This window comes from Paraburkholderia fungorum (genome assembly GCF_046027605.1).
Lineage (GTDB): Bacteria > Pseudomonadota > Gammaproteobacteria > Burkholderiales > Burkholderiaceae > Paraburkholderia > Paraburkholderia fungorum_F.
This window is the reverse complement of the sequence record NZ_JAQQEF010000016.1, coordinates 104635-124023: the sequence shown is the minus strand read 5'-3', so window position 1 is coordinate 124023 and position 19389 is coordinate 104635. Positions and strand designations below refer to the sequence as shown.

Here is a 19389-nt window from a genome sequence, read left to right as displayed (position 1 = left end):
CTCATGAGCGAAACACACGTCTTTCCATCCTCGTCCACCGCCTCGTCCGCGGCCTCATCCGCTGTAGCGTCCAACGGGTCTTCCGGCAGCAGCTTCCGCGTGGCCGCGCTACAAATGGTCAGCACGCCCGATCGCGAGCGCAATCTGGCCGAAGCGGAACGCCTGATCGGGCAAGCCACCGCCGGCGGTGCGCAACTGGTCCTGCTGCCCGAGTATTTCTGCTTCATGGGCTTCAAGGACACGGACAAGCTAGCCGTGCGCGAGCCCTACCAGGACGGCCCGATCCAGCGCTTTCTCGCCGATGCCGCGCGCCGCCACAAGGCGTGGGTGATCGGTGGCACCTTGCCGTTGATGTCGCCGGAACCGTCGCGCGTGCTGAACACCACGCTGGTGTTCGACCCGCAAGGCAACGAGGCCGCGCGCTACGACAAGATCCATCTATTCAATTTCGAAAAGGGCGAGGAATCGTTCGACGAGGCCCGCACCATCTGCCCCGGCGGCGAAGTCCGCACCTTCGAAGCGCCGTTCGGTCGGGTCGGCCTGTCGGTCTGCTACGATCTGCGCTTTCCGGAACTGTACCGGCGCATGGGCGACTGCGCGCTGATCGTGGTCCCGTCGGCGTTCACCTACACCACCGGCCGCGCGCATTGGGAAATGCTGCTACGCGCCCGGGCGGTCGAAAACCAGTGTTACGTGCTGGCCGCCGCGCAAGGCGGCAAACATGAAAACGGCCGCCGGACATGGGGCCACAGCATGCTGATCGACCCGTGGGGCGAAATCGTCGCGGTGCGCGACGAAGGCGCCGGCGTGGTGGGCGGCAATCTCGAGCGTGCGCGCATCGACGAAGTGCGGCAGAGCCTGCCAGCCTGGCGTCACCGCGTGCTGAGTTGATCCACGGAATCCAGAAGCCGCATATTGAAACTGCGGCGCCGCTCACTCATATAGTGATCGTGACAGCGGCGCTAACCGAATCCTTCGTATCGAGCAGAACATACTTCGCATGAACATCATCGAACCCGGTATCCGTAATCTCGCCACCGCCAAGGACATCCTCCTGACGCCCTACGGTCTCGACGAATCCCTGCTCACCCGCACGCTCGCCGAAATCTTCACGCACAAGATCGATTACGCCGACCTGTACTTCCAGTACACGCGTAGCGAGGCGTGGAGTCTCGAAGAAGGCATCGTGAAGTCGGGTAGCTTCAGCATCGATCAGGGCGTGGGTGTGCGCGCCGTGTCGGGCGACCGCACGGCTTTCGCCTATTCGGACGACCTCTCGCCCGACGCGATTCGCCAGGCGGCGCTCGCCACCCGTTCGATCGCCAAGGTGGGCGGCGGTAAGCAGAAGATCAAGGTGGCCTCGTCGCTGACCGGCATCGCCGGGCGCGATCTGTACCTGCCGTCCGATCCGCTGCATTCACTCGACGCAACCGCCAAGGTCAAGCTACTCGAGCGCATCGAACAGATGGCGCGCGGCCGTGACCCGCGCATCCAGCAAGTAATGGCAGGCCTCGCCGGTGAATACGACGTGGTGCTGGTCGCGCGCAGCGACGGCGGCTTTGCGGCCGATATCCGTCCGCTCGTGCGCGTGTCGGTCACGGTGATCGCCGAACAGAACGGCCGCCGCGAAATCGGCAGCGGCGGCGGCGGCGGCCGCTTCGACTACGGTTACTTCACCGACGAAGTGCTGTCGGGCTATGTCGACGACGCCGTGCACGCGGCGCTCGTGAACCTCGAGGCCCGCCCGGCTCCGGCCGGCGCAATGACCGTGGTGCTCGGACCGGGCTGGCCCGGCGTGCTGCTGCACGAAGCGATCGGCCACGGCCTCGAAGGCGACTTCAATCGCAAGGGATCGTCGGCATTCGCGGGTCGCATCGGCGAACAGGTTGCGGCGAAAGGCGTGACGGTAGTCGACGACGGCACGCTGCCGAACCGCCGCGGCTCGCTGAACATCGACGACGAAGGCAATCCGACCCAGTGCACGACGCTGATCGAAGACGGCATCCTGAAGGGTTACATCCAGGACACGCTGAACGCGCGCCTGATGAAAATGCCGGTTACGGGCAATGCGCGCCGCGAGTCGTACGCCGCGCTGCCGATGCCGCGCATGACCAACACATACATGCTCAACGGCGACAAGGACCCGCAGGAAATCCTCGCTTCCGTGAAGAACGGTTTGTACGCGGTGAACTTTGGCGGCGGCCAGGTCGACATCACGAACGGCAAGTTCGTGTTCTCGGCCTCCGAGGCGTACATGATCGAAAACGGCAAGGTCACCTACCCCGTCAAGGGCGCGACGCTGATCGGTAGCGGCCCGGAATCGCTCAAGTACGTCAGTATGATCGGCAACGACATGAAGCTCGATTCGGGCGTCGGCGTGTGTGGCAAGGAAGGCCAGAGCGTGCCGGTGGGTGTCGGGCAACCGACCCTGCGCATTGACCGGATGACGGTCGGTGGTACCGCCTGATTTTTGATGCAGACGCATACTTCGTGCATGAAAGGCGCAAAGTATGCGGATTTGCCGCATTTTTACCCCCTGTAGCTTGTCAGCCGCGCTTGCCCGGGTTATAAAGTCACTCACCCTTTTTGACCAGCGACCTATTTCCGCTATGTCCGCCAAGTTTTACTTTTACTTTTTTTGGCATCTCAGACCGCTGGCGGATCGAGAGGGGTGTTAGTGCACGCAAGACACTCAGAATTCACGAAAACCGCCAGCTAGCCTGGCGGTTTTTTTTCGCCTCACGTCTTTCAAACTTTTGCCGTTGAAACTTTTTTGATTGTTGTCCGCCCTGGCATCGCTGCCTGATTGTTGTCTGATCCCAGCCTTCGTTGCCCGCGCGAACACGCTACGACCCGATTCAGGAGAACCAGCATGCCCCCGCATAACACCGACGATGTCCGCATCCGCGAGTTGAAAGAACTCACGCCGCCCGCTCACCTGATCCGCGAATTCGCTTGCGACGAAACGGTGTCCGACGTGATCTACAACTCGCGCAATGCAATGCATCGCATCCTGCACGGCATGGAAGACCGTCTGATTGTCATCATCGGACCGTGCTCGATTCACGATACGAAGGCGGCGATGGAATACGCCGGGCGTCTGGTCGAGCAGCGCAAGCGCTTCGCCGGCGAACTCGAAATCGTGATGCGGGTGTACTTCGAAAAGCCGCGTACGACGGTGGGCTGGAAGGGTCTCATCAACGACCCGCACATGGACAACAGCTTCAAGATCAATGACGGCCTGCGCACCGCGCGCGAGCTGCTGCTGCGTATCAACGAACTCGGTCTGCCGGCCGGCACCGAATACCTCGACATGATCAGCCCGCAGTACATCGCCGATCTGATCTCGTGGGGCGCGATCGGCGCACGTACGACCGAGTCGCAAGTGCATCGCGAACTGGCTTCGGGACTGTCGTGCCCGGTCGGCTTCAAGAACGGCACGGACGGCAACGTCAAGATCGCCGTCGACGCAATCAAGGCCGCGTCGCAGCCGCACCATTTCCTGTCGGTCACGAAGGGCGGCCACTCGGCGATCGTCTCGACCGCTGGCAACGAGGACTGCCACATCATCCTGCGCGGCGGCAAGACGCCGAACTACGATGCGGACAGCGTCAATGCGGCATGCGCCGACATCGGCAAGGCGGGTCTCGCGGCGCGTCTGATGATCGACGCGAGCCATGCGAACAGCTCGAAGAAGCACGAGAACCAGATTCCTGTGTGCGCGGATATCGGCCGCCAGATTGCTTCGGGTGACGAACGGATTGTCGGCGTCATGGTGGAGTCGCATCTCGTGGCGGGCCGGCAGGATCTGCAGGAAGGCTGCGCGCTGACGTACGGCCAGAGCATCACGGATGCGTGCATCGGCTGGGATGAAAGCATCGCCGTGCTGGAGGGTCTCGCCGAAGCAGTCAAGCAACGGCGTGTGGCGCGCGGCAGCGGCAATTAAAAAGTCTCTGCGCGCCTTGGCGCGATTGCTGTAGTTCTGGTTCAACGAAAACCCGGCTCATCCAGCCGGGTTTTTTGTTAGCCGAACGGACGAATGGTGCTCGACGAGCCGCCTCTGTACCGTAACAACTCGTTGCCGGGTCGGATATGACTTGACCTCGGTGGGTGTTATGTATAAGATTTTGTACACGAAAGGCGGTTATGCAGCAGGAAAAAGAAATCCGCTGGATGGGCTCCAGCTATCACGATTTGCTCGCCTTTCCCGAAGAGCCGCGTCGCCGCGCAGGGTTTCAGCTTGGCAAGATTCAGGCAGGGCTGGACCCGGACGACTGGACGCCGTTTGATTCAATCGGCGCTGGAACGCGCGAGATTCGCATCAGGGAAGCTGATGGCATTTACCGTGCGATGTATATCACCAAGTTCGTGGAAGCACTCTACGTGCTGCATTGCTTCCAGAAGAAAACGCAGAAGCTAAGCCCGCACGATAGAAAGATTGCCGAGACGCGGTACCGCGCCATCATCAATGATAGGAAAACTTAGCAAATGACGATCGACACGAAAATCCGTCACGTAACAAAACCCGGCGCAAACCTGTTTCTCGATCTCGGCTTTTCCGCCGAAGAGGCAAAGCGTTTGCATGCGGCGTCGCAAAAACAGATCAACGACACGCGGCTTCTCAAGGAACAATTGATGACCGAGCTGTCCAGCTGGATCGAACAGCATCATCTGAAACAGGCCGAGGCGGCCGAGATCCTGATGGTGTCGCGTCCGCGCGTCTCAGACGTGGTCAACAAGAAAACCACCAAGTTCACTATCGATACCCTGGTCGAAATGATGAGCCGGATTGGCAAGCCGGTCACGCTGGCGGTTGGATAATGCGCATGGGCCCTGCGTGCTTTCGCGCTCGGGTTGCCATGCGCCTGCGCCTCACTGCACCACGCCCGAACCGAACACTTCCGTGTGAATCCGCGCCGCATCCACACCGAGCGCAGCCAATGCCTCGCATTGCGCGCGCATGAACGGTACCGGCCCGCAGATGTAGTAATCCGCGTCGGGAACGATCACCTTGTCGGCGATTTTCGCGAGGTCCAGGCGGCCTTCGAAATCGTAGTCGATACCGGCGCGATCGCACGCTTCAATGGCCTCGTAAAACACTGCGCGCGTGACATTGGGATGCGCCGCGACCGTATCACTAAGCCACTGCCGGAACGCGTGCACGCGGCCGTTGCGGCAAGCATGCACAAAGCTCACGCTGCGCTCAGTCTGGTCGGCCAGCAACGTTGAGAGCATCGAGGTCATTGGCGTCACGCCAACGCCGCCGCTCATCAGCACCACCGGTGTCGTCTTCTTGCGATCCAGCGTGAAATCGCCCATTGGCGCGCTGACATGCACCACCGCACCCGCGTCCACGCCGTCGTGCAGGAGGTTCGATACATGGCCTGGCGCCGTGTCTTCGCGACCAGCCTCGCGCTTCACCGAAATACGCAGCCAATTACCATTCGGCGCATCCGACAAACTGTATTGCCGCGGCTGATCGACGCCGAGTTCATCCACGAAACGCTTCACGCTCAGATACTGGCCGGGCTCGAAGCCGCAGACCGGCGAACCATCGGCAGGCGTCAGATAGAACGACGTGATCTCGTCGCTCTCCACTTCCTTGCGCGCAACCTTGAACGGCCGGAAGCCGCTCCAGGCCGCGCCTTCGTAGAGCTTCGCCTCCGTACCGACGAAGATATCCGCAAGCTGCCCATAAGCGACTTGCCATGCGCCAAGCGTCTCCTGATCGACGGCGTCGCCGAGCACATCAACGATCGCGCCCAGCAAGTGGCGTCCTACGATCGGATACTGTTCCGGGCGGATGTTCATGCTCGCGTGCTTATGGGCGATTCGCGAGACGGTCGGGCCCAGCGCGCCGAGGTTGTCGATATTGGCGGCATACGCGTACACCGCCTTGGCCAGTGATTCCGGCTGGCTGCCGCTCTTCTGGTGCGTCTGGTTGAACACGTTTTTCAACTCAGGATGGTGCTCGAACATGCGCTTGTAGAAGCGTTTGGTAATGGTCGTGCCGTGTGCGGCGAGCACGGGAACGGTGGCTTTGACGCGGGCGATCTGGTCGGCGGTGAGGGTGGTCATAACTACTTCTCCTTAAAGATGCATTTACAATACATCTTTAAGGAGAAGTTTTGCCCGAGACAGATTGTCACAGCGATCAAAAGGAAAAAAGCGGGGTATTAGCCGACGCTACGATCGTGTTGCCATAACACGTCGCTGCCGCCATCTGCGCGATTGAGCACGCGCGCCAGCACGAACAGCAAGTCGGACAGCCGGTTCACATACTGGCGCGGTGCCTTGTTGACCGCCTCGTCTTCGCCCAGCGCGACGATTGACCGTTCGGCCCGTCGGCACACCGTGCGGCACACATGCGCAAGGGCCGCCGCGCGCGAGCCGCCCGGCAGAATAAATTCCTTCAATGGCGGCAAGGTCGCGTTGTAGTCGGTCAGCCAGTCGTCGAGTTGGCCGAGATGTTTGTCGGTAATCATCGTATGGCCGGGGATGCAAAGCTCACCGCCAAGATCGAACAGGTCGTGTTGAATCGCGACCAGCGCCGCTCGCACGTTGACGGGCAGCGTTTCGCACAGCAACACGCCGAGATTCGAATTGAGTTCATCGACATCGCCGATTGCAGCAATGCGCGCGCTGTCTTTGCGTACACGGCGGCCGTCGCCAAGGCCGGTAGTGCCGTCGTCGCCCGTACGGGTGGCGATCTTGCTCAAGCGGTTGCCCATGATGTCTCCCATCCATTCATTCATTCAGTGACGAGGCGTCGGCGGCTGCGGCGAATCCATCCGGCCAATCCGTAAGCGAGCCGCAAGTTGGCTACCGGATAGGCCACCGAATTGGCAACCGCGTTAGCCACCGCGTTAGCCACCGCGTTTATCCATATTGCGCGCATCGTAAGACCGCCGCCATTATAGGAGTGGCAGCGGTTCTCGACGCCGACCCGCAGGCGATCGGCGTAAAATGAAGCACGTGCTGTAGAACAGTTCCGCCCCAATATCAGGAGACATGCGTGAACCATCCCGTGCCGCCGGCCCCGCTGCGCCGACCGTTTCCCGCCGAGTTGCTGACTGCGCTCAAGGCCGTTTTTGGCGAACGCGTGTCCACGGCAGAAGCCGTGCGTGCCCATCACGGCCGCGACGAATCGCCGTTCGACCCCCAACTTCCCGACGCCGTCGTATTCGCACGCAATACGGAAGACGTGCAAACCATCGTCAAGCTATGCGGCCAGTACGACGTGCCGATCATCCCTTATGGCAATGGCTCGTCGCTCGAAGGGCATCTGCTGGCGGTGCAAGGTGGTGTGTCGATCGACCTGTCGGAAATGAACCGTGTGTTGTCGATCAATTCCGAAGACCTGACCGTCACGGTCGAACCCGGCATCTCGCGCAAGCAGTTGAACGAGGCGCTGCGCGACACCGGCCTGTTTTTTCCGATCGACCCGGGTGCCGACGCAAGCATCGGCGGCATGTCGGCTACGCGCGCCTCGGGCACCAATGCCGTGCGCTACGGCACGATGCGCGAAAACGTCCTCGGGCTGACGGTGGTTCTCGCCGATGGCCGTGTGATCAAAACGGGCACGCGGGCGCGCAAGTCGGCGGCGGGTTACGACCTCACGCGTTTGTTCGTCGGCTCGGAGGGCACGCTCGGTGTAATTACCGAGATCACCGTGCGTCTGTATCCGCAGCCCGAAGCGGTCTCGGCTGCGGTGTGCACGTTCCCGTCAATGGGCGATGCGGTGCGCGCGGTCATCGAAACGATCCAGATGGGCGTGCCGATCGCGCGTGTCGAATTTGTCGACTCACTCGCGATCCGCTCGATCAATCGGCACTCGAATCTGACGTTGCGTGAGGCGCCCACGCTCTTTTTCGAATTCCACGGCACCGAGGCCGGTGTCAAAGAGCAAGCCGAACTGGTGCAGGAACTCGCTGCGCAGAATGCCGGCGAAGGCTTCGAATGGGCGACCCGCCCGGAAGACCGCAGCCGCCTGTGGAACGCACGCCACAATGCCTATTTCGCGATGCTGCAACTGAAGCCTGGCTGCCGGGCCGTCACAACCGATGTCTGCGTGCCGATCTCGCGCCTCGCCGAATGCGTGGTTGAAACGGAGCAGGATCTGAACGCGTCGCCGCTGCCCTGCCCGATCGTCGGCCATGTCGGCGACGGCAACTTTCACGTCGCGATCCTGATCGATCCGAACAAGCCGGAAGAGCTCGCCGAAGCCGAGCGCCTGAACCATCGCATCGTGCAACGCGCGCTGCGTATGGACGGCACCTGTACAGGCGAGCACGGCGTCGGTCTGCATAAGATGAACTTCCTGCTCGAGGAACACGGCGAAGTCGCCGTCGATACGATGCGCTCCATCAAACACGCGCTCGATCCGCGCAATCTGATGAACCCGGGCAAGATCTTTTCCTGGGCGGCATAAGACGTCATCGAAGCTCAGCGCAGTTACAACAGCGGGCGGCGGGCAATGAACCGCGGACAGCGGGCAACGGCAACGCCTGCTGCCGCACAACCAGGCTCGACTGGGCACGCAGCGTGAAAGACACGAGGAGACAAGTCATATGAACGCACCCGTCGAACTGACGGCCGAAGTTCTCGCCCAGCGCCAGCGCGAAGTCGTGCAGGCGCTGATGGCCGTGCTGCCGACCCATTGTCTGCTGTATCGAGAAGAAGACACCGTCGCCTACGAATGCGACGGCCTCGCCGCCTACCGGCGTCTGCCGCTCGCGGTCGCTCTACCGGAAACGGAATCGCAGGTGCAGCGCATCGTGCAGATCTGTCACCGGCTCGACGTGCCGATCGTGCCACGCGGCGCGGGCACCGGTTTGTCCGGCGGGGCGATGCCGATTCGTCACGGCGTGGTGGTGTCGCTCGCGCGCTTTCGCAAGATCGTCGAAGTCGACTCGTATGCACGTACCGCGACTGTGCAACCGGGCGTGCGCAATCTGTCGATTTCCGAAGCCGCCGCGCCGTACGGTCTTTACTACGCACCCGATCCCTCGTCGCAGATCGCTTGCACGATCGGCGGCAATGTCTCCGAAAATTCGGGCGGCGTGCACTGCCTCAAATATGGCCTTACCGTCCACAACGTGCTGCGTGTGCGCGCCGTGACCATGGAAGGCGAAATCGTCGAATTCGGTTCGCTCGCGCCCGACGCACCGGGGCTCGATCTGCTCGCTGTGTTGATTGGCAGCGAAGGCATGTTCGCGATCGTCACGGAAGTCACCGTCAGGCTGATCCCGAAGCCACAAATGGCGCAGGTCATCATGGCCAGTTTCGACGACGTCGTGAAAGGCGGCGACGCGGTCGCCGGCATCATTGCCGCGGGCATCATTCCGGCCGGTCTGGAGATGATGGACAAACCGGCCACGCGCGCCGTCGAGGAGTTCGTCAATGCGGGCTACGACCTCGACGCGGCGGCGATCCTGCTGTGCGAATCGGACGGCACGACTGAAGAAGTCGCCGACGAAATCGTGCGCATGACCGCCGTGCTGCGCGAACAGGGCGCAACCCGCATCCAGATTTCGCGCTCGGAAAATGAACGGCTGCGCTTCTGGTCCGGGCGCAAGAACGCATTTCCGGCCGCCGGCCGCATTTCCCCCGACTATTACTGCATGGACGGCACTGTGCCGCGCCGCAGTATCGGACCGCTGCTGGCGCGCATCGAAGTGATGGAGAAGAAATACGGGCTGCGTTGCATCAACGTGTTCCACGCCGGCGACGGCAACATGCATCCGCTGATTCTGTTCAACGGCAACGATGTGGACGAGTGGCATCGCGCTGAGGCGTTCGGTTGCGACATTCTCGAAGCGTGCGTCGAACTGGGCGGCACGGTGACCGGCGAGCACGGCGTGGGCATCGAGAAGATCAATTCGATGTGTGTGCAGTTCTCACCCGAAGAGCGCGACGCGTTCCATGCAGTCAAACGCGCCTTTGACGCGCCGGGTCTGCTCAATCCCGACAAGGGCATTCCCACCCGCGCCCGCTGCGCCGAGTACGGCAAGATGCATGTGCGCGGCGGCCTGCTGCCGCATCCGGACCTGCCGCGGTTTTAAGGCGCCCGCGGGCGCCCCGATTATGGGTTCGACACCGCGGCCGTAGGCGCGCGCCGCGCCTACGGCCCCTTGGCAATTCCGTTCTCTCCACCATCCCACGCTCCGCGCCGCCCGCACTCTTCTTCTCCGGATGACCCACCCCTCCAACGCGTCGCGCATAGCCCGCGCCGACGCAGTTTCCCGGCTTCCACCCTGAATACCCGATGCGGGTCCGCTCCGGGTTGCCAGCGCGCCCCCGCCCGGTACAATCGATCGAAACACAACGAAGCAGGACACCATGGAAGAGGACGACATCGTCGCCGTTTGGTCCGAACGCGTGCGTTCGGCCAGCGCCGAAGGGCGCATATTGCGCATCCGTGGCGGCGGCACCAAAGACTGGTACGGTCAGACGCTGGACGGTGACATCCTCGACACGCGCGCTTATCGCGGCATCATCGCCTACGATCCAGCCGAACTGGTGATCACGGCGCGCGCGGGCACACCGCTGCTGGAGATCGAGGCCGCCCTCGCCGAACACCACCAGATGCTCGCCTTCGAGCCACCCCACTTCGGGCCGCAGGCTACCTTCGGCGGCTGCATCGCGGCGGGCATCGCCGGTCCGCGCCGCCCGGCCGCCGGCGCGGCGCGCGACTTCGTGCTGGGCGCCGTCATCATGAATGGCCAGGGCCAGAAACTGCATTTCGGCGGTCAGGTGGTGAAGAACGTCGCCGGTTACGACGTCTCCCGTTTGATGGCCGGTTCACTCGGCACCCTTGGGCTAATCCTCGAACTGTCGGTCAAAGTGCTGCCGCTGCCGCAGGCCGAAGCCACGCTCAAATTCGACATGAATGGCACCGATGCGGTCCGCAAGCTCAACGAATGGGGCGGCCGGCCGCTGCCGATCACCGCGAGCGCGTGGCGTCACGGCACGCTGGCCGTGCGGATGGCCGGCGCGGAAGCCGCGGTCAAAGCGGCGCGCACAGCGCTCGGCGGCGAAGTCGTCGATGCCGTGGAGGCGGAGCGCTTCTGGGCCGGCCTGCGCGAACAGACCGACTCGTTCTTTGCCGGCATCCCGCCAAGGGCCGCGCTCTGGCGCCTCGCGCTGCCGTCGATCACCGAGCCGCTGCAATTGCCCGGCGCGCAACTGATGGAATGGGGCGGCGGCCAACGCTGGTGGATCACCGACACCGACGCGCAAACCGTGCGTATCAGCGCCAAACAGGCCGGCGGCCACGCCACCATCTTTCGCACCGGCCTCGGCTACGACCGCAGCGCCGGCGTCTTCACGCCGCTGCCCGCACCGCTGATGAAAATCCATCGCGGCCTGAAAACCGCCTTCGACCCGGCCCGCATCTTCAATCGCGGCCGCCTCTACCCCGACTTCTGAGCGACGCGATGCAAACCAACCTCGCGGACTTCATTCGCAACACGCCAGAAGGCGACGAAGCCGACGCCATTCTGCGCAATTGCGTGCACTGCGGTTTTTGCACGGCCACCTGCCCGACTTATCAGATACTGGGCGACGAACTCGATGGTCCGCGCGGTCGCATTTATCTGATCAAGCAGATGGTGGAAGGCGCCGCCGTCACGCGTAGCACGCAGCTGCATCTGGACCGCTGCCTCACCTGCCGCAGTTGCGAAACGACCTGCCCGTCCGGCGTGCAATACGGCAGGCTGGTCGAGATCGGCCGCAAGATCACCGAGGAACAGGTCACGCGTCCGCTCGGTCAGCGGATGCTGCGCCGGCTGCTCGCGAGCTTCCTGCCGAACAGCGCGCTGTTCACGCCGGCCATGCGCATCGGTCAGCACGTCCGCCCGCTTCTGCCCAAGAAACTGCGCGACAAGGTACCCGCGCGGCAGCGGCCGCTCGAATGGCCAACCGCGAAACATCCACGCAAGATGCTGATGCTCGCTGGTTGCGTGCAACCGTCGATGATGCCGAACGTCAACGTCGCGACGGCGCGGGTGCTCAACGCGCTCGGGGTGGAAACGTTGATCGCGCCCGAAGCAGGCTGTTGCGGAGCAATCCGTCTGCATCTGGGCTACAACGACGAAGCACTCGACGACCTGCGCGCCAACATCGACGCGTGGTGGCCCTATATCGATAAAGGTGTGGAAGCGATCGTGATGAACGCGTCCGGCTGCGGCGCGACGGTCAAGGAGTACGCGCATCTGCTGCGCAACGATCCCGCCTATGCGGAGAAGGCTCGTCGCGTGACCGAGTTGACGCGCGATGTCGCGGAGATCCTGCCGGAGTTCGAAGAGGCGCTCGTCGCCGCGACGCGCCGCCGCGCGATCCATACGGTGGCGTTCCATCCACCGTGCACGTTGCAGCACGGTCAGCAGGTGCGCGGCAAGGTCGAACATCTGCTGGCGGCGCTCGGCGTGGAAGTGCGTCTGCCGGCCGACAATCATCTCTGCTGCGGCTCGGCCGGCACTTATTCGCTGACGCAACCCAAACTCTCATACGCGCTGCGCGATCAGAAACTCGAGCGGCTGAAGGCGCAGGAGCCTCAGGTGATCGTGTCGGCGAACGTCGGTTGCATAGCGCATTTGCAAAGCGGCACGTCTACACCGGTCGCGCACTGGATCGAACTTGTCGAGCACATGCTGTCCAATTGAAGCGATCGATTTCGGCGCAAGCGCGGCATGTGACTTGCGGTACCTCGCCGCAAGCAGCTTCGCCGTGCGGTGGACACATGAAGCGGCACGAAGCGGCGCGTCCGTATAATTCCACCATCGTCTTTCGCTGGACTTCCGGTTCCGTTCCATGCCCGATCTGATTCATAACCTCGAAGCGGTGCAGCAGCGCATCGCCCTCGCCGCGCAGGTGGCCGGACGCGACCCGCGCGCGATCACCCTGCTCGCGGTCTCGAAGACATTTCCCGCCGAAGACGTGCGCGCCGCTCATGCTGCCGGTCAACGCGCGTTCGGTGAGAACTACGTGCAGGAAGCCATCACCAAAATCGAAGCGCTGGCCGATCTGCGGACAGCGCTCGAATGGCATTTCATCGGACCATTGCAATCGAACAAGACACGGCCGGTCGCCGAGAGCTTCGACTGGGTGCATTCGGTCGACCGCCTCAAGATCGCGCAACGGCTGTCGGAGCAGCGCCCGGACAATCTGCCGCCATTGAACGTTTGCCTGCAGGTCAACATTAGCGGCGAAGCGTCGAAAAGCGGCGTGAGCATTCCCGAGGCCGTGGAGGTCGCGCAGGAAATCGCCGCGCTGCCGAGGCTGAATCTGCGCGGCCTGATGGCGATTCCAGAACCGGCCGGCGGCATCGAAAAGCAGCGCGTGCCGCATCGGCATCTGCGTGAACTGTTCGAGCGTTTGCGCAATGACGGCCTCGAACTCGATACGCTCTCGATGGGCATGTCGAGCGACCTCGAAGCCGCCGTGCTGGAAGGCGCGACGATCGTACGCGTCGGCACCGCGATCTTCGGCGCGCGAGATTACTCTAACTGACTGTTCAGGCTTTCCTTCCTGGCGCCTCACGCCCCCCTTTCGGACCCTCTTTCGGAACATCATGAAAATTGCTTTTATCGGCGGTGGCAATATGGCCGCGGCGTTGATCGGCGGCCTCATCAAACGCGGCGTCGCGCCTGCTGACCTGTACGCAATCGACCCCAACGAAGACGCGCGCAAGCGCAATGAGCAGCAATTCGGCATCAAGACCGGCGCCGCCGCGGACGCCGCGCTCGCGTCGTACGACGCCGTCGTGCTGGCGGTGAAGCCACAGATCCTGAAGAGCGTCGCCGAAACGCTGGCGCCGCATCTGCAGGCCTCGCAGCTGGCGATCAGCATCGTCGCGGGCATTCGCATGGATGACATGTCGCGCTGGCTGAACGGCCATGCTCGCATCGTGCGCGTGATGCCAAATACGCCGGCGCTGATCGGCATGGGCGTAACGGGCCTCGTCGCGACCCGCAGCGTTGACGAAACCGGCCGCGCGCTCGCGTCTCAGGTGTTGGGCGCAGTCGGCGAAACCGTCTGGTTCGACGACGAAGCGAAGATCGACGCCGTCACCGCGATCTCGGGCAGCGGCCCCGCTTACGTGTTTTATTTCATCGAGGCGTTGCAGGAAGCCGCGCGCCAACTCGGCATGGATGAAGCGCAGGGCCGCGCGCTGGCGGTCGCGACCTTCACCGGCGCGGCACAATTGGCCGCGAATTCGGATGAACCGCCGAGCCTGTTGCGCGAACGTGTGACGTCGAAGGGCGGCACCACGGCAGCCGCGCTGGCGTCGTTCGAGGCAAGCGGGATCAAGGACGCGATCGTGCGCGGCGCCCTCGCCGCCGACGCGCGCGCGAGAGAAATGGGCGACGAGTTCGGCAAGCTGTAAGCGCGGTTAGCGATTAGCCTCCTGGAAGAGATGTACGTAGAACGACGCTGCGCCTCGGATCGAACGGGGGCGGCGTCCGCGGCCCAAGAGAGACAGCGCGGCGCAGTTCAAACCGAAGCGCTTTATATGGCCGCGGTACGAAGAAGCACGGAAGAACTAAAACCAGCCAGCTTCTGTGGCGCGAGCCACGAAGAAGCCCTGCAGAATTAAAACGAAGCCGCCGCGTAATGCGCCGCAATGCCGACAAACAACGCGCCGCCAAGCCAGTTGTTATGACGGAACGCCGCGAAGCAAGCCATCCGCTCGCGATTGCGGATCAGCGTGTAGTGATAGATCGCGCAGCCCACTGCCGCCACCCATCCAAGCCAATACAACACGCCAAAGCCGAGCATCACGCCGATGCCGACGTAAATCCCCAGCGTCACTGCATAGCAAAGCATGATCGCCGCCACGTCGAAGCGGCCGAAGGTCAGCGCCGAGGTACGGATGCCGATCTTGATGTCGTCGTCGCGATCGACCATCGCGTATTCCGTGTCGTACGCAACCGACCAGAACACATTGGCCAGCAGCATGACCCAGGCGAGCATCGGCACGTGATCCTGAATCGCGGCAAACGCCATCGGAATGCCGAAGCCGAACGCAATGCCGAGGTACGCCTGCGGAATCGCAAAGAAACGCTTCGTGAACGGATACGAACCAGCGACGAACAGCGCCGCCACCGATAGCTCCTTGGTCAGCGTATTCAGCGGCAGGATCAGCAGAAACGCCAGCAGCGACAAACCGGTCGCCAGCGCCACCGCTTCCCATGCCTTGATCTTGCCCGACGTGATCGGACGGTTTTCCGTGCGCTTCACGTAGCGATCGAAGTCGCGATCCGCGTAGTCGTTGATCGCGCAGCCCGCCGAGCGCATCAGCACCGTACCCACCGTGAAGATCACCAGCAGCGGCCACGAAGGATGGCCGTCGGACGCAATCCACAGCGCGTTGAGCGTCGGCCACAGCAGCAGCAGGCTGCCGATCGGCTTGTCCATGCGGACGAGGCGTAGATACAGAGGAAGTCGGGCGAACATGGGCGGATTCGGATGGATGGCGAGCGTTATCGCTATTTTAAGGTATGCGCGACAGAGGTCGCCGAGGCGCCGGGACGGCAACGGCCGCCAGACACTAGTGGGGCGGCTGAGCGGATGCCCCTACGCCGCGGATCTGCCATTTTCTTTGCTGAATGGTTGCAATTCGGAATCAGGCGCAAGGCCTGTCCAAGAGTCTCGTCAGCGGCCCAAGAATTTAGGAGTATTCCTATTCAAATTAATTTTTAATAGCTTACATTCACGTCCCGGCTGCACCCTTCACGAAGGCATTTTGTAAATAAACACGAAGGGATATGTGCCTCCCGCGACGAATATGACTGCCAACACGCTCCACGAACACGCTAAGTATCAAACCCACCATGCACGCGGCACATTGACGCACGGCAACGCACGCCCGGCGGCAACGCCGGCGCTGCCATCGCTAGTGTATGCCGGCGCATTTCTCGCCACTGTCGCAACGCCTGCGCTGGCTTTCGAACCAGTCGTCGCTAATCCGGTAGACCGCACACTGCACGATCAGCAACAGCAACGCATGCTCGACGAGGCCCGCACACAGCGCGAAGACCTGAGCACGCGGCGCTCTGCCATCGTGCCGCCACCGCGCCGCGCGGAATCGTCTGCAACCGGCATGGCAATCGCCGAACAGCGTTGCGTCGAAGTCAAAGCCATCGACTTTCGCGGCACGGATACGCTACCTGAACGGCTCAAGCACCGGCTTCGCGCGGACTATCCGGATCACTGCCTGCGCCAGGCCGATCTCGACCGCCTCCTCGACGAAGTCAACGACTGGTACGTCGCGCACGGCTACGTCACCAGCCACGCCTGGCTGCCGCGTCAGGACCTCGCGGACGGCGTGCTGATCGTCGAGGCGGTTGAAGGCAAACTGAGCCGTGTCTATTTCTCCGGGAGTGACAACTCGGGCGACCGCGCCGCACGGATGGCATTCCCCGGTACACCCGGCGAGCCCCTGAATCTGCGCGATATCGAGCAGGGCGTCGACCAGATCGAGCGAGTCGTACCCGGGGGCGTGCGGGTCGCAATCCGGCCCGCGCCGGCTGAAGGCTATTCGGACGTGGTACTCACGGGCAGCGCCGCGCCGAGTGTCGCGCTCAATCTGAGCGCCGACAACAACGGCACGGAAAACACCGGTCGCGACGAAGCCGGCGCCGCACTGACGCTAAACAATGCGCTCGGTCTCGGCGAACAGATCATGTTTTCCGGCGACGCCACGGTGCCGGTGCATAGCGACCGCTTTCGCCGCAACTATGGCTTCTCGGCGGCATTGCCGGTTGGGTACTGGACGTTCAGCTACGCCGCGGCGGGCGGCAACTACGCGATCCCGCTGAACATCTATGGCGTCGATCTGCGTTATCACGGCCGCAGCATCCAGCATCGGCTCACCGCATCGCGCACCGTCGAGCGCAACGCACGCAGCAAAACGGATGTGTTCGCATCGCTGACGCATTACACCGGTCACGTCTACCTCGACGACTTCGAACTCCAGAACAGCGGCGAGCGGCAGAGCGCCGCGCAGATCGGCGTGAACTTCGCGACGCGGGTGGCCGGCGACAGCTACCTCACGTTGAGCCCGAGCATCACACAAGGACTCGCGCCAGGCAGCACGGACATGCGCGCGAGCGCCGGCCCGAACACGCACTTTCGCAAGGCAGCACTCAGCGCGAGCTTTTATAAGGCGCTCACGCAGCGCGTGGCCTATCTGTCGTCCGCATATGGGCAATGGACGCCCGACACGCTGTACGGCAGTGAGCGCATCACCGTCGGAAGCGATTCATCCGTACGCGGCTTTCGCGACCGCTATCTGTATGGCAACAGCGGCGCCTATTGGCGCAACGAACTTATCTGGAAAGTGGCGGCGCCTTCGTGGGCGGGCCGCGTCACGCTCACCGCCGCGATCGACGCGGGGCGCGTCATCCCCGTTGCAGGCGAACCGGCGTCAGGCGGCAATGTGATCGGCGCGGCGCTCGCCGCCTCGACCGCTTTCAAGAATATCGCTGGATCGATTTCCGTCGGCACTCCGTTGCGCTCTCCGGCGCAACTGAAGGCCGACCCCCTCGTAGTCAACATCCGTTTGACTACTTCTTTTTAAAACTGAGGTTCATCAATGAAACTGTTTCAAGGCAATGCCATCGCTGTCGCCGCCATGTCCCTGCTGGCCATGTCGACTAACAGTGCGGTAGCGGCAGGCGTGGTCGGTAGCGGCGGTACGCAGGTGAGCAACGCCGGGGCGACGCCGGTCGTCAACATTAACGGCGCGAACGCACAAGGCGTGTCGCGCAACACCTTCAGCCAGTTCGACGTGGACAAGAACGGCGTGGTCTTCAATAACCTCGTCGCCGACGGTGCAAGCCAGCTGGCCGGCAAGCTGCAACAGAACGGCAACCTGAAGGGCATCCCGGCCAGCGTGATCGTGGCCGACATCAACTCGGCCCAGGCGTCGAAGCTGAATGGCGCGATGGAAGTCGCCGGCGGTCCGGCCCATCTGCTGATCGCCAATGCCGCCGGCATTTCGTGCAACGGCTGCAATACCATCAATGCTCCCGTTGTGACGCTCGCTGCTGCGCGCTTCGCGCCGCGCGCGGATAGCCCGCTTGCGCTCGAAGTCGATACCGACCGTGCCACCCCTGCATTGCTCGAGATCAACGGCGACGGCATGGACGTCGGCGCCGGCCAGTTGAACCTGCTCTCACGTGCGACGAAGATCAACGGCATCGTCAAGGGCTGGACGGTCAACTCGCAGACAGGCACCACCTTCGAAGGCGACGAGCATGGCAACTTCAAGGGCAAGCTGACGCGCGACATCGACAATGCGCCGGCTGTAGCGCTCGACGTGTCCGAACTGGGCGGCATGTATGCAAACAAGATCCTGCTGGAAGGTTCGGAACATGGCCTCGGCGTGAACAACGCGGGCGTGATCGCGGCCGGCAAGGGCGGTCTCGCGATTGAATTGTTCGGTGGCGATATCAGCTACGGCAAGGACTCGATGACCGGCGGCGCGCTCGGCACCCGCGTCAGCGCAATAGATTGGGCGAATGTGCCGGAAGATCAGCGGCCCGAAGCATACCGCGGCAAAACCGAAGAGCAGGTGTTCGAGATGGACCGCCAGAGCGCCCGGGACAGAACTGCGGCAATGGTCGCGCAATACGGCTTCGACAAGATGAACGACTTGAGCGACGCGGACAAGATCGCGGAAGTCGCACACATCCAGCAGGATCTGGCCAACTTCCGGGTCCAGCAACAAAACGACGCTCAACGCGCCGCCGACCAGGCCGCAGCCGACGCGCAGCACCAGAAGGACCTGGCTGAACAGGCCGTAACCGACGCGGAGCGCCAGAAATACCTGGACGACTGGAACGCGGCGCAGGAAGCACGCGCACAGGAGGACGCAAAGGCACGCGATGAAGCCCGTGCACAGGCCGAAGCCCAGGTACGCGCCGACGTCGAGGCGCGCATGAAGGCGGATGCCGCGGCACGTGCCGAATACGAAGCGCAGCAACAAGCCGAGGCGAACGCCCGCGCCGCCGACCAGGTCGCAGCCGAAGCGCTGCGCCAGAAAGACCTGGACGACCGGATCGCGGCGCAGTACGCAAGCGCACAGGCGGAGGCAAAGGCACACGATGAAGCCCGCGCGCAAGCCGAAGCCCAGGCGCAAGCCGAGCTCGAGGCGCGCGTGAAGGCGAATGCCGCGGCAGGCGCCGAATACGAAGCGCAGCAACAAGCCCAGGCGAAGGCGCAAGGCAATGCCGACCAGTTGGTCAACTACGCGTTGCAACAAAAGACGATGGCTCAACTGATGAACGTGAGCTATTCGTACTGAGGCGCGGTGATACCCGGGCCTTAGCCAGCCCGATGTGCGCCATGCCGCTCACAAGAAGGCGTGGCGCATAGATAAGC

The 19389-nt window shown here is 62.8% G+C and carries 16 protein-coding genes; 13 read left to right on the top strand and 3 right to left on the bottom strand.

Going from position 1 to position 19389, the window contains the following annotated elements; genetic code table 11:
• Positions 1–3 precede the first annotated feature (3 nt).
• From PQR53_RS24830 to PQR53_RS24810, 5 genes are all read left to right on the top strand, one after another.
• On the top strand, positions 4–891 hold the full coding sequence (locus tag PQR53_RS24830) for a carbon-nitrogen hydrolase family protein (protein ID WP_408459777.1): 888 nt from the start codon (positions 4–6) through the stop codon (positions 889–891).
• A gap of 109 nt (positions 892–1000) precedes the next feature.
• On the top strand, positions 1001–2467 hold the full coding sequence (gene tldD / locus PQR53_RS24825; RefSeq protein ID WP_408459774.1) for a metalloprotease TldD: 1467 nt from the start codon (positions 1001–1003) through the stop codon (positions 2465–2467).
• 405 nt (positions 2468–2872) lie between these two features.
• Complete coding sequence (gene aroG / locus PQR53_RS24820) at positions 2873–3946, top strand: 3-deoxy-7-phosphoheptulonate synthase AroG (RefSeq protein ID WP_179736235.1); 1074 nt, start codon at positions 2873–2875, stop codon at positions 3944–3946.
• 200 nt (positions 3947–4146) lie between these two features.
• Entirely contained in the window at positions 4147–4485 is a 339-nt protein-coding gene (locus tag PQR53_RS24815; RefSeq protein ID WP_408459771.1) for a type II toxin-antitoxin system RelE/ParE family toxin, read from the top strand.
• A gap of 3 nt (positions 4486–4488) precedes the next feature.
• On the top strand, positions 4489–4821 hold the full coding sequence (locus PQR53_RS24810; protein ID WP_408459769.1) for a helix-turn-helix domain-containing protein: 333 nt from the start codon (positions 4489–4491) through the stop codon (positions 4819–4821).
• A 51-nt stretch (positions 4822–4872) separates the two neighbouring features.
• On the opposite strand, the gene hmpA is transcribed toward PQR53_RS24810, so the two are convergent.
• Both hmpA and PQR53_RS24800 read right to left on the bottom strand, forming a co-directional pair.
• A complete protein-coding gene (gene hmpA / locus PQR53_RS24805; protein ID WP_408459766.1) occupies positions 4873–6078 on the bottom strand; it encodes an NO-inducible flavohemoprotein in 1206 nt (401 codons plus the stop codon).
• A gap of 98 nt (positions 6079–6176) precedes the next feature.
• Positions 6177–6731, bottom strand: a complete 555-nt coding sequence (locus PQR53_RS24800; RefSeq protein WP_408459763.1) for a cob(I)yrinic acid a,c-diamide adenosyltransferase — start codon at positions 6729–6731, stop codon at positions 6177–6179.
• A gap of 284 nt (positions 6732–7015) precedes the next feature.
• On the opposite strand from PQR53_RS24800, the gene PQR53_RS24795 reads away from it, so the two are divergent.
• The 6 genes from PQR53_RS24795 (at position 7016) to proC (ending at position 14389) form a co-directional block, all read left to right on the top strand.
• Positions 7016–8431, top strand: a complete 1416-nt coding sequence (locus PQR53_RS24795) for an FAD-linked oxidase C-terminal domain-containing protein (RefSeq protein ID WP_408459760.1) — start codon at positions 7016–7018, stop codon at positions 8429–8431.
• A 139-nt stretch (positions 8432–8570) separates the two neighbouring features.
• A complete protein-coding gene (locus PQR53_RS24790) occupies positions 8571–10064 on the top strand; it encodes an FAD-linked oxidase C-terminal domain-containing protein (protein ID WP_408459757.1) in 1494 nt (497 codons plus the stop codon).
• 277 nt (positions 10065–10341) lie between these two features.
• The gene (glcE, locus tag PQR53_RS24785) at positions 10342–11430 is read left to right on the top strand and encodes a glycolate oxidase subunit GlcE (protein WP_408459754.1); all 1089 of its coding nucleotides are present in this window, start codon (positions 10342–10344) and stop codon (positions 11428–11430) included.
• A gap of 8 nt (positions 11431–11438) precedes the next feature.
• The gene (glcF, locus tag PQR53_RS24780; protein WP_408459751.1) at positions 11439–12665 is read left to right on the top strand and encodes a glycolate oxidase subunit GlcF; all 1227 of its coding nucleotides are present in this window, start codon (positions 11439–11441) and stop codon (positions 12663–12665) included.
• Between the two features lie 148 nt (positions 12666–12813).
• On the top strand, positions 12814–13512 hold the full coding sequence (locus PQR53_RS24775) for a YggS family pyridoxal phosphate-dependent enzyme (RefSeq protein ID WP_408459748.1): 699 nt from the start codon (positions 12814–12816) through the stop codon (positions 13510–13512).
• Positions 13513–13573: 61 nt separating this feature from the next.
• On the top strand, positions 13574–14389 hold the full coding sequence (proC, locus tag PQR53_RS24770) for a pyrroline-5-carboxylate reductase (RefSeq protein WP_408459745.1): 816 nt from the start codon (positions 13574–13576) through the stop codon (positions 14387–14389).
• A 206-nt stretch (positions 14390–14595) separates the two neighbouring features.
• On the opposite strand, the gene ubiA is transcribed toward proC, so the two are convergent.
• On the bottom strand, positions 14596–15459 hold the full coding sequence (gene ubiA, locus PQR53_RS24765) for a 4-hydroxybenzoate octaprenyltransferase (protein WP_408459742.1): 864 nt from the start codon (positions 15457–15459) through the stop codon (positions 14596–14598).
• Positions 15460–15790: 331 nt separating this feature from the next.
• Between ubiA and PQR53_RS24760 the strand changes: the two genes are divergently transcribed.
• Together PQR53_RS24760 and PQR53_RS24755 are read left to right on the top strand one after the other, a co-directional pair.
• Positions 15791–17584 (top strand): ShlB/FhaC/HecB family hemolysin secretion/activation protein, encoded by a 1794-nt coding sequence (locus PQR53_RS24760; RefSeq protein WP_408459739.1) that lies wholly within the window; start codon positions 15791–15793, stop codon positions 17582–17584.
• Positions 17585–17599: 15 nt separating this feature from the next.
• Positions 17600–19312 carry a two-partner secretion domain-containing protein gene (locus PQR53_RS24755; protein ID WP_408459736.1) on the top strand — a complete coding sequence of 571 codons (1713 nt, stop codon included), beginning with the start codon at positions 17600–17602 and terminating at the stop codon, positions 19310–19312.
• Positions 19313–19389: the final 77 nt, after the last annotated feature.

Coding starts and splice junctions, on each gene's coding strand:
- PQR53_RS24830 (WP_408459777.1), top strand. CDS start 4: ATGAGCGAAACACACGTCTTTCCATCCTCGTCCACCGCCTCGTCCGCG.
- tldD (WP_408459774.1), top strand. CDS start 1,001: ATGAACATCATCGAACCCGGTATCCGTAATCTCGCCACCGCCAAGGAC.
- aroG (WP_179736235.1), top strand. CDS start 2,873: ATGCCCCCGCATAACACCGACGATGTCCGCATCCGCGAGTTGAAAGAA.
- PQR53_RS24815 (WP_408459771.1), top strand. CDS start 4,147: ATGCAGCAGGAAAAAGAAATCCGCTGGATGGGCTCCAGCTATCACGAT.
- PQR53_RS24810 (WP_408459769.1), top strand. CDS start 4,489: ATGACGATCGACACGAAAATCCGTCACGTAACAAAACCCGGCGCAAAC.
- hmpA (WP_408459766.1), bottom strand. CDS start 6,078: ATGACCACCCTCACCGCCGACCAGATCGCCCGCGTCAAAGCCACCGTT.
- PQR53_RS24800 (WP_408459763.1), bottom strand. CDS start 6,731: ATGGGCAACCGCTTGAGCAAGATCGCCACCCGTACGGGCGACGACGGC.
- PQR53_RS24790 (WP_408459757.1), top strand. CDS start 8,571: ATGAACGCACCCGTCGAACTGACGGCCGAAGTTCTCGCCCAGCGCCAG.
- glcE (WP_408459754.1), top strand. CDS start 10,342: ATGGAAGAGGACGACATCGTCGCCGTTTGGTCCGAACGCGTGCGTTCG.
- glcF (WP_408459751.1), top strand. CDS start 11,439: ATGCAAACCAACCTCGCGGACTTCATTCGCAACACGCCAGAAGGCGAC.
- PQR53_RS24775 (WP_408459748.1), top strand. CDS start 12,814: ATGCCCGATCTGATTCATAACCTCGAAGCGGTGCAGCAGCGCATCGCC.
- proC (WP_408459745.1), top strand. CDS start 13,574: ATGAAAATTGCTTTTATCGGCGGTGGCAATATGGCCGCGGCGTTGATC.
- ubiA (WP_408459742.1), bottom strand. CDS start 15,459: ATGTTCGCCCGACTTCCTCTGTATCTACGCCTCGTCCGCATGGACAAG.
- PQR53_RS24760 (WP_408459739.1), top strand. CDS start 15,791: ATGACTGCCAACACGCTCCACGAACACGCTAAGTATCAAACCCACCAT.
- PQR53_RS24755 (WP_408459736.1), top strand. CDS start 17,600: ATGAAACTGTTTCAAGGCAATGCCATCGCTGTCGCCGCCATGTCCCTG.